The following is an 8,142-nucleotide window of genomic DNA, read 5'->3' as shown; positions in this document are numbered from 1 at the left end:
ACCAGCGGTGAACAGCGGCTTTCCAATTTTCTGCTCTGGCAGTCTGCCTACTCTGAACTCGTATTCGTGCCCGAAAACTGGCCGGACTTCGACGAGGCCAGCTTCCTCAGGGTGTTGGAAGCCTATTCTCTGCGCGATCGGCGCTATGGCGGTTTGGGCGCAACCGGCAGTTGATGGAGCCTCGTGAACCAGCGGCGAAACCGACTGTCACCCAACGTCGCAATTGGGCCGATGTCGGCCCGCGCTTTATTTCCGCAATGGTGCTCATCGCCATAACGGCGACTGCGCTTTATCTTGGCAGCTACTTTTTCTCGGGTGTCGTAGGGGCCGTCTATGCGGGCGCGTACCGCGAATGGGAGACCATGGTTTCGCGGGCGCCCCTGACCGTTCCTGGCATGGCGCTGATTGGCCTTGTGGGCCTATCTGGGCTGGTCTTTCCGCTCCTGGGCATCTGGGGGCTCGCCGCGACTATTCTGGCCGCCTGTGTGCTGGCCGTCTTCATGGGGCGTGAGCTCGTTGCCTGGCGGATTGCCGGCCTCGTCCTGTTCGGCCTTCTGATTCTGTCGGCTGTCCTGATGCGGGGGGACGGTTACGTCGGCATATGGGCAGGCATATTCCTCGGCACAGTGGTCTGGATGACTGATTCTGCCGCCTTCTTCACGGGCCGCCAGATTGGCGGCGAGAAGCTGGCGCCTGGTATCTCTCCTTCCAAGACCTGGTCCGGTGCTCTGGGAGGGCTGGCGCTAGGGGCAGGGGCGGGCCTCGTGGTCTGGATCGTGCTGACAGATTCACCCTGGTGGATCGGGCTTTTGATCTCGATTTCGATCAGCATTCTTGGCCAGCTGGGCGATCTCAGCGAAAGCGCCGTAAAACGCCACTTCCGGATCAAGGATAGCGGCGACATTATCCCCGGCCACGGCGGCTTGATGGACCGGCTCGACAGCCTCACATTCGGCATCATTCTGGTCTTGATCATCGGGGCTCTGCACGGCGGAATCGGTTCGGTGGCCGAGGGCCTGCTCTATTGGTGACGACCGCCTCGGCAGCTAGGCTGCCTCAGCTGGGAAATGACGATGTTTGAATATGTTGCCTGGCTCTTGTCCTATGTCATTCCGTTTCTGGCGGTTCTGACGGTCATCGTCTTTGTTCATGAGATGGGCCACTACCTTGTGGCGCGCTGGAATGGCGTGGCCATACAGGCCTTTTCCATCGGCTTTGGCCGCGAGCTGATTGGCTGGAACGACAAGCACGGCACCCGCTGGAAAATTTCGGCGATTCCCCTCGGTGGTTACGTCCGCTTTGCCGGCGACATGAATGCCTCAAGCATGCCGGATCCAGACGCGCCTGAGCTCCAGGACCCCGAGCTGGCTCCGCGGCTTTTCGTCAACAAGTCGGTCTGGCAACGCATCGCCATCGTGGCTGCCGGCCCCATCGCCAATGTGCTGCTGACGTTCCTTATTCTTTATGCGCTGCTGCTCGGTTACGGCCGCTACACCGTGCCGGCCGTCATTGGCGAAGTCATCGCGGGATCAGTCGCAGAATCAGCCGGATTCGAGCCCGGCGACAGGATCTTGTCGGTAGACGGCTACGCCGTGCGCGGCTTTGAGGACTTCCAGCGCTATGTCGCAACCAGCCCCGCTCGGGAAGTTGCGATCGAGATCGAGCGCGGCGCCTCCAAGCAGACACTCAAGCTGACACCCGAACCCGTCGTGATTCAGGACCGTTTCGGCAACGATCAGCGGATTGGCCGTATCGGGGTAAGCCGCGACATCGAACAGGCCGATGTTGAGCTTTACCGTCCCGGCCCGATCGAAGCGGTTGGCATGACCGTGGAAGAAATCCGCTTCATCATCCAGCGAACAGGGGCGTTCCTGGGCGATTTCTTTGTTGGCAAAGGGGATGTCCAGCAGCTGAGCGGCCCGGTGAAAGTGGCCAAGGTTTCAGGAGAAGTGGCCACTCTTGGGGTCATTGCGCTCATCAATCTGATGGCGCTGCTTTCTCTCAACATTGGGATATTCAATCTTTTGCCTGTTCCCATGCTCGACGGCGGCCATCTCTTGTATTATTTCATCGAGGCCGTTCGCGGACGTCCTCTCAGCATGCGCGTGCAGGAGATGGGGTTTCGCTTCGGATTCGCGCTGGTACTGGCGCTGATGGTCTTTACGCTGTTCAACGACACCGTCTTTGACCATTTCGGTATCCTGCGCTAAGTCATGGTTAACCTTGGTTCGCAAGGTGTTGCACGAATACACGCGCGCCAATGAATTGCTAACTGCGTCCGGGCTTACCGCTTGTCCGTGGTTAAAAAAACAGTAAAACACTCCAATGGAGTTAGCTTGGGGGAGCGGCGTATGACGATTCTCCGGGCAGGTCGCAGAAGGCAATAACAATATGATTAACCCCACCAAGCTGATGCGTGGCGCTGTCTCAGTGATCGCGATCATGGGTGCTAGTCCCATGGTTGGAGCCGGGATCCCGGTGCTGGGCGTGGTTGCTGCGCAGGCTCAGGAGCAGTTGGTCGGTTCGGTCCTCTTCGAAGGCAACCGCCGCTTCTCTGATGCCCAGCTCCTGGCGATGGTCGATGTTTCTGCCTCCGGCATTTACACGGCACAGCGCGTTGCGGCTGACGTTGAGAGCATCCGTCAGGCATACGATCGCGATGGCTTCCTGGGCGTGGCGGTGACGTCGCGGACCGAGGCTACCGCTGACGGTCGCGTCCGCGTAGTTTTCCAGGTCAATGAAGGTGAGCGCGCTGGTATCGCTGCGATCAACTTCACTGGCAATAATGCAATCAATGGTGGCAACCTCAAGGGTGCCATGCTCACGAAGGAAACCGGCATTCTCAGCTGGCTCCTGCGTGACGATACCTATGACGAGCAAAAGCTTGCAGTCGACCGCGAGCGCATTCGCCTCTACTACGCCAACCGCGGCTATCCCGATGCGCAGGTCACGTCTGTCGCCGAGTACGATGCGGCGCGGAATGCGTACTTCGTCAACTTCACCATCAACGAAGGCCAGCGCTACCAGTTTGGTAATGTCGGCATCGAGACCAGCATCAATGGTCTGAACACCGATGTGCTGCGCTCGACTGTCCAGACGGGCAAGGGGAACCAGTACTCGGTTTCCAACCTGCAGAAGACCATCGAGAACATGGCTTACGAAGCCACTGCTCAGGGGTATTCTTTCGCTGACGTCCGTGCTCGCCTCGATCGCGATGTCGCCTCCGGCACGTTCAACGTCACCTATCTGGTAGATGAAGGCGCTCGTATCTATGTCGAGCGCATCAACATCACCGGCAACACCAAGACCCGCGACTTCGTTATTCGTCGCGAACTGGCTTTCGGTGAAGGTGATCCGTTCAACCGCTCCATGGTGATCCGTGGCCGTGACTCCATCCAGGGTCTGGGCTACTTCTCCAAGGTTGAAGTCACCACCGCCCCGGGCTCTTCGCCCGACAAGGTTGTGCTGAACATCAACGTTGCCGAATCCTCGACCGGTGAATACGGCGCCAGCGCCGGCTATTCGACCAGCGACGGCATTTTGGGCGAAGTCTCCCTGACCGAGCGCAATTTCCTCGGTCGTGGCCAGTATCTGCGCGCTGCCATCGGCGCGACGCAGTCCGGCCGCACCTTCGACTTCTCCTTCACCGAGCCGCGCTTCATGGGGCTCAAGGTGTCGGCTGGTCTTGATGCCTATCACCGCATTTCCGATGAGACATCTGCGAGCTTCTATGGCTCTCAGTCGACCGGCGGGCAGGTTCGTTTCGGCATGCCGATCACGAGCGCGCTCAATGCGACCGTGTTCGGTGGCTACGAGCGCAAGACCATCAAAGATACTGATAACCCGAAATCTGCCTTGGTCACTGACGGCCAGGAATTCAACAAGGCCTTTGTCGGCTATACGTTGACATGGAATGGCTTGGACGATGTCAAGAAGCCAACGCAGGGGCTCTATGCGACCTTTACCCAGCAGTATATCGGCTGGGACCACAATCTGCTGAAGTCCGAAGCGCGCGGCCGTTACTTCATGCCGCTTCTCGAAGACAGCGGTATCGTGGCCAGCGTTCGTGGTCAGGCTGGTATCGTGAATAGCCTCGACGGTGGTTCTGTCCATGCGGTCGAATCCTTCTCGGCTGGTCCGAACCTCATCCGCGGCTTCGAAGGTCGTGGCGTTGGTCCGCGTCTAGCGTCCGGCGAATACCTCGGTTCGACGATGTATGCAGGCGTGTCTGCGGAAATTCAGTTCCCCATTCCAGCCCTTCCGGAAAGCTATGGCCTGAGCGGTGCGCTTTGGGCTGATGCTGCCTGGATCGACGGTCTGCCGGGCACCGGTACTGGCGCGCTCGATCCTGCGAGCCAGGATACGCCGCTCCGTACGTCGATCGGTGCCTCGCTGATCTGGGACTCTCCGTTTGGTCCGCTGCGGGGCGACGTTTCCCACGTTATCAACAAGTCGACGGCAGACCGTACACAGGTCTTCCAGATCACCCTTCAGACCTTGCTCTAGTACGAGCAACGTGGAAGAAGTCATCGAGCCGCGGGGCGGTAGCACCGCGGCTCTTTCTTTTGAAGTGATCTCATGGTCGATACCCGATTTCACCGATTTGCCGGACCTATTTCTGTTGGCGCATTGCTGACTGAACTCGGACATGGCGAATTGGTCTCAAGCCTTGCCGATCCCAATCGCCTTGTAGGCGGCGTCTCGGAACTCGAACTGGCAGGGCCGGACGATATTGCGCTGGCAGCGCAGTCTGCCTACGCCGATGACCTGAAGCGAACCGGTGCCGGTTTTGCCATCGTCAGTCCGGCGCTGCAGGCAAAGGTACCCGCAAACACCCAGGCTGTTGTCGCGCCGCGCGCGCACGTGCTGTTTGCCCAAATTCTTGACCGCCTCTACCCGGCAAGCACCAAGACGATCATTGCCGGTGGCAGGGACGATCTTGGTCCGCCGGTTTTCGAGCGCGATGTGACCATCGGCTCCAATGTCGTTGTCGGCAACGGCGTCGAAATTGGTCGGGGCACCATCATCGGTGCCAATACCGTCATCGGCCCCGGCGTCACTATCGGTCGGAACTGCGTTATCGCGGCCAACTGCACCATAGATTGCGCACATCTCGGAAATGAGGTCGTGTTGCATTCTGGCGTTCGCGTCGGGACGGAAGGCTTTGGATGGCTCGACCACGGTCAGGGCAATCGCAAGATTCCGCAGCTCGGCCGCGTGATAATTCAAGACCGCGTCGAAATCGGCGCCAACAGCACCGTCGATCGCGGCGCTCTTGGTGATACCGTGATCGGCGAGGGGACCAAGGTCGATAATCTGGTTCAGATCGGCCACAATTGCCGTATCGGTCGCAATTGTCTTATTGCTGGTATGAGCGGTCTGTCTGGGTCGACGATCCTGGAAGACGGTGTGTTGCTGGGCGGAGGCGTGGGCACCTCCGGCCATCTCAAGATCGGGGCAGGGACTGTCGTCTACGGTCGTGCCGCCGTGACCAAGGACTGGCCTGCGGGTTCCAAGCTCGGTGGGGCTCCGGCTCAGGACTTGATGGATTTTTGGCGAGAACTCGCCACGTTGAGGAAATTGACCAAAGGGGACAGGCGGGGATGACGGATACGGTTAGCGCGACGACTGAACTCGATGCGATGAGCATCACGGATATCCTTGCGGCTTTGCCGCATCGTTATCCCATGCTGATGATTGACCGCATCGTAGATATCAAGGGCGACGATTCTGCGGTCGGCATCAAGAACGTCACGTTCAACGAGCCAATCTTCCAGGGCCATTTCCCAAACAACCCGATCTTCCCGGGCGTGCTAATCCTCGAGGGCATGGCACAGACTGCCGGTGCCATCGTCATCAAGTATGACGCGTCAGGCGACAGCAAGAGCATTGTCATGCTGCTAGGCATCGATAGTGCGCGCTTCCGCAAACCGGCCGGCCCTGGCGATACGATCGAGTACCATATTTCCAAGCTGCACCGTCGTCGCACCGTTGGCCGCTATCGCGCCGAAGCCAAGGTTGATGGTGTCGTTATTGCCGAAGCTGAACTTACTGCCATGATTGTCGAGGCGACCGAGTGACTGACATTGACGTCCATCCGACAGCGATTGTCGCAAGCGGTGCCAAGCTCGGAAAAGGCGTCAAGGTCGGCCCATTCTGCATTGTCGGCGACGATGTCGTCCTGAACGACAATGTCGAACTGATTTCTCACGCCGTCGTCGAAGGACGAACGACTGTAGGCGCTGGTACGAAGATTTTTCCCTTCGCCTCCGTCGGGCACCAGCCGCAAGACCTGAAGTTCCACGGTGAAGAGTCGCGCGTGGAAATCGGCGAACGCTGCACCATTCGAGAGTCGGTGACTATCAATCCCGGTACCGAAGGTGGCGGGATGGTGACCAAGGTTGGCAACGATTGCTTGCTGATGGCATGTTCACACGTGGCGCACGACGCAACGATAGGCAACAACGTCGTCCTTGCGAACTATGTCGGCATCGCCGGCCATGCGATTATCGGGGACTACGTTCGCTTCGGCGGACTGTGCGGCGTTCACCAGTTCGTCCGCATCGGTGCGCATGCCTTTATCGGCGCTCAGAGTATGATCGATGCCGACGTCATCCCCTACGGCATGGCGCTCGGTAACCGTGCGCGCCTGGCGGGCCTCAATCTGGTTGGCCTGAAGCGCTCTGGCTTCGAACGCGATGCGATACATTCGCTGCGCGCGGCCTATCGCATGATCTTTTCCAACGAAGGGACGCTTCGTGAGCGCGTCGACGACGCGGCCGTCATGTTCAAGGACGCCACCCTGGTGCAGGACGTCGTGTCGTTCATCACGGGCGCCAAGGATCGTCCTCTGTGCCTGCCGCGCCCCGAAGCGGACGAGGAATAAGTGACCTCCGCCCTTCGGCTCTTCGTTCTTGCGGGCGAACCATCGGGCGACCGGATAGCGGCGGACCTGGTGCGTCGTCTGCGTGAGCGAAACCCGGTGGAGGTGAGTGGCGTCGGCGGGGAAGCCTTGGCGGCTTCCGGCCTGAAGTCGCTCTTCGACATGAACGAGCTCTCGGTTATGGGCTGGGCGGATGTCCTGCCTCGCCTGCCGAAGCTGCTTTGGCGTTCGCGCCAGGTGGCCCGCCACATCGTTAAGGCACGGCCAGATGTCGTGGTCCTGGTGGATTCCCAGGTGTTTTCCGAGATCGTGGCCAAACAGGTCTACAAGGCCGCTCCCGATATTCCCGTCCTGCTTTGCGTCGCACCTGCGGCGTGGGCCTGGAAGCCCGAAAGAGCGCAGCACCTCAATCCGCATTTTCGCGAGGTCATGGCTGTTTTGCCGTTTGAGCCAGCCTTCATGCGCGGCGCCGGCGGCCCGGAAACACATTATGTCGGCCATCCGGCGGTCAATGCGCTGTCGTTTCGAGCGGACATTCCGGAGCATGGGCCGGTTCTACTACTGCCCGGCAGCCGGGATGGCGAACTAAGGCGTCACTTGCCGCTGATGCAGGAAATCGCCCAGAAGCTCTCCTCGCATCCGCGCGTCACCGGCTTCATCCTGCCGACGCCACGCCGTCTTGAAGCATCGCTGAAGGAGCGCGTGGCCGATTGGCCCGTCGATATCCAAGTGGTCAGCGGCGAAGAGCGCAAGGCCTCGGCCATGTCCGCAGCCATCGCGGCCGTTGCGGTGACTGGCACTGTCACTCTTGAGCTGGCCCTGGCCGGCGTGCCCATGGTGACCACCTATGTGGCTGACAAAGGCCAAGCCAAGCGCTGGTTCAAGTACAAGGTGAAATTCGCTTCGCTGCCCAACATCATTCTCGGTCAGGCGTTGGTGCCCGAGATCCTTCAGTTGGAGCCCGATCCAGATGCTCTCGTGGCCGCAGCCAAGGCGCTGCTCGATGGATCGGAAGCCGCTGACGCACAGGTCGCCGGGTTCGCAACCATAAGTCGTCTGATGGAAGCGGGCACTCCGGAGGACCCGCGGGTCGATCCAGCCGAGCGCGTGCTGAACTACTGGCCTTCCAAATAGCAATGACCCCGCCGAAGCGGGGTCATTTTCGTTTCAGGCTTAGCGGCCGCTGATGGGAGCATAGTCCCGGGCGACGGAGCCGTTATAGAGCTGGCGCGGGCGGCCAATCTTCTTCTGCGGATCGC

At 59.8% G+C, this 8,142-nt stretch carries 8 protein-coding genes; all 8 read left to right on the top strand.

The annotated features are described in order from the left end of the window. The coding region (locus J0I64_RS07360) for an undecaprenyl diphosphate synthase family protein (RefSeq protein WP_291406947.1) at nucleotides 1-174 on the top strand (174 nt) is incomplete at its 5' end. Further along, entirely contained in the window at nucleotides 174-1,031 is an 858-nt protein-coding gene (locus J0I64_RS07355) for a phosphatidate cytidylyltransferase (protein WP_291406946.1), read from the top strand. The genes J0I64_RS07360 and J0I64_RS07355, both read left to right, overlap by 1 nt. A 66-nt stretch (nucleotides 1,032-1,097) precedes the next feature. Continuing rightward, complete coding sequence (gene rseP / locus J0I64_RS07350) at nucleotides 1,098-2,210, top strand: RIP metalloprotease RseP (protein WP_366933715.1); 1,113 nt, start codon at nucleotides 1,098-1,100, stop codon at nucleotides 2,208-2,210. Nucleotides 2,211-2,391: 181 nt separating this feature from the next. Further along, nucleotides 2,392-4,506 (top strand): outer membrane protein assembly factor BamA, encoded by a 2,115-nt coding sequence (gene bamA, locus J0I64_RS07345; protein WP_291406944.1) that lies wholly within the window; start codon nucleotides 2,392-2,394, stop codon nucleotides 4,504-4,506. Nucleotides 4,507-4,578: 72 nt separating this feature from the next. Then, complete coding sequence (lpxD, locus tag J0I64_RS07340) at nucleotides 4,579-5,607, top strand: UDP-3-O-(3-hydroxymyristoyl)glucosamine N-acyltransferase (RefSeq protein ID WP_291406943.1); 1,029 nt, start codon at nucleotides 4,579-4,581, stop codon at nucleotides 5,605-5,607. After that, nucleotides 5,604-6,080: a 3-hydroxyacyl-ACP dehydratase FabZ gene (gene fabZ, locus J0I64_RS07335; protein ID WP_291406942.1), complete on the top strand. Its 477-nt coding sequence runs from the start codon at nucleotides 5,604-5,606 to the stop codon at nucleotides 6,078-6,080. Before lpxD ends, fabZ begins: the two co-directional genes overlap by 4 nt. Next, on the top strand, nucleotides 6,077-6,886 hold the full coding sequence (lpxA, locus tag J0I64_RS07330; RefSeq protein WP_291406941.1) for an acyl-ACP--UDP-N-acetylglucosamine O-acyltransferase: 810 nt from the start codon (nucleotides 6,077-6,079) through the stop codon (nucleotides 6,884-6,886). The genes fabZ and lpxA overlap by 4 nt, the downstream gene beginning before the upstream one ends. Next, complete coding sequence (locus J0I64_RS07325) at nucleotides 6,887-8,017, top strand: lipid-A-disaccharide synthase (RefSeq protein ID WP_291406940.1); 1,131 nt, start codon at nucleotides 6,887-6,889, stop codon at nucleotides 8,015-8,017. Nucleotides 8,018-8,142: the final 125 nt, after the last annotated feature.

It is taken from the genome of Devosia sp. (genome assembly GCF_017307565.1).
In the GTDB taxonomy this organism is placed as follows: domain Bacteria; phylum Pseudomonadota; class Alphaproteobacteria; order Rhizobiales; family Devosiaceae; genus Devosia.
This window is presented reverse-complemented; position numbering and strand designations above follow the sequence as displayed.

Excerpts from the sequence above, each read along its gene's own strand:
- J0I64_RS07355 (WP_291406946.1), top strand. The coding sequence starts at position 174 with ATGGAGCCTCGTGAACCAGCGGCGAAACCGACTGTCACCCAACGTCGC.
- bamA (WP_291406944.1), top strand. The coding sequence starts at position 2,392 with ATGATTAACCCCACCAAGCTGATGCGTGGCGCTGTCTCAGTGATCGCG.
- lpxD (WP_291406943.1), top strand. The coding sequence starts at position 4,579 with ATGGTCGATACCCGATTTCACCGATTTGCCGGACCTATTTCTGTTGGC.
- fabZ (WP_291406942.1), top strand. The coding sequence starts at position 5,604 with ATGACGGATACGGTTAGCGCGACGACTGAACTCGATGCGATGAGCATC.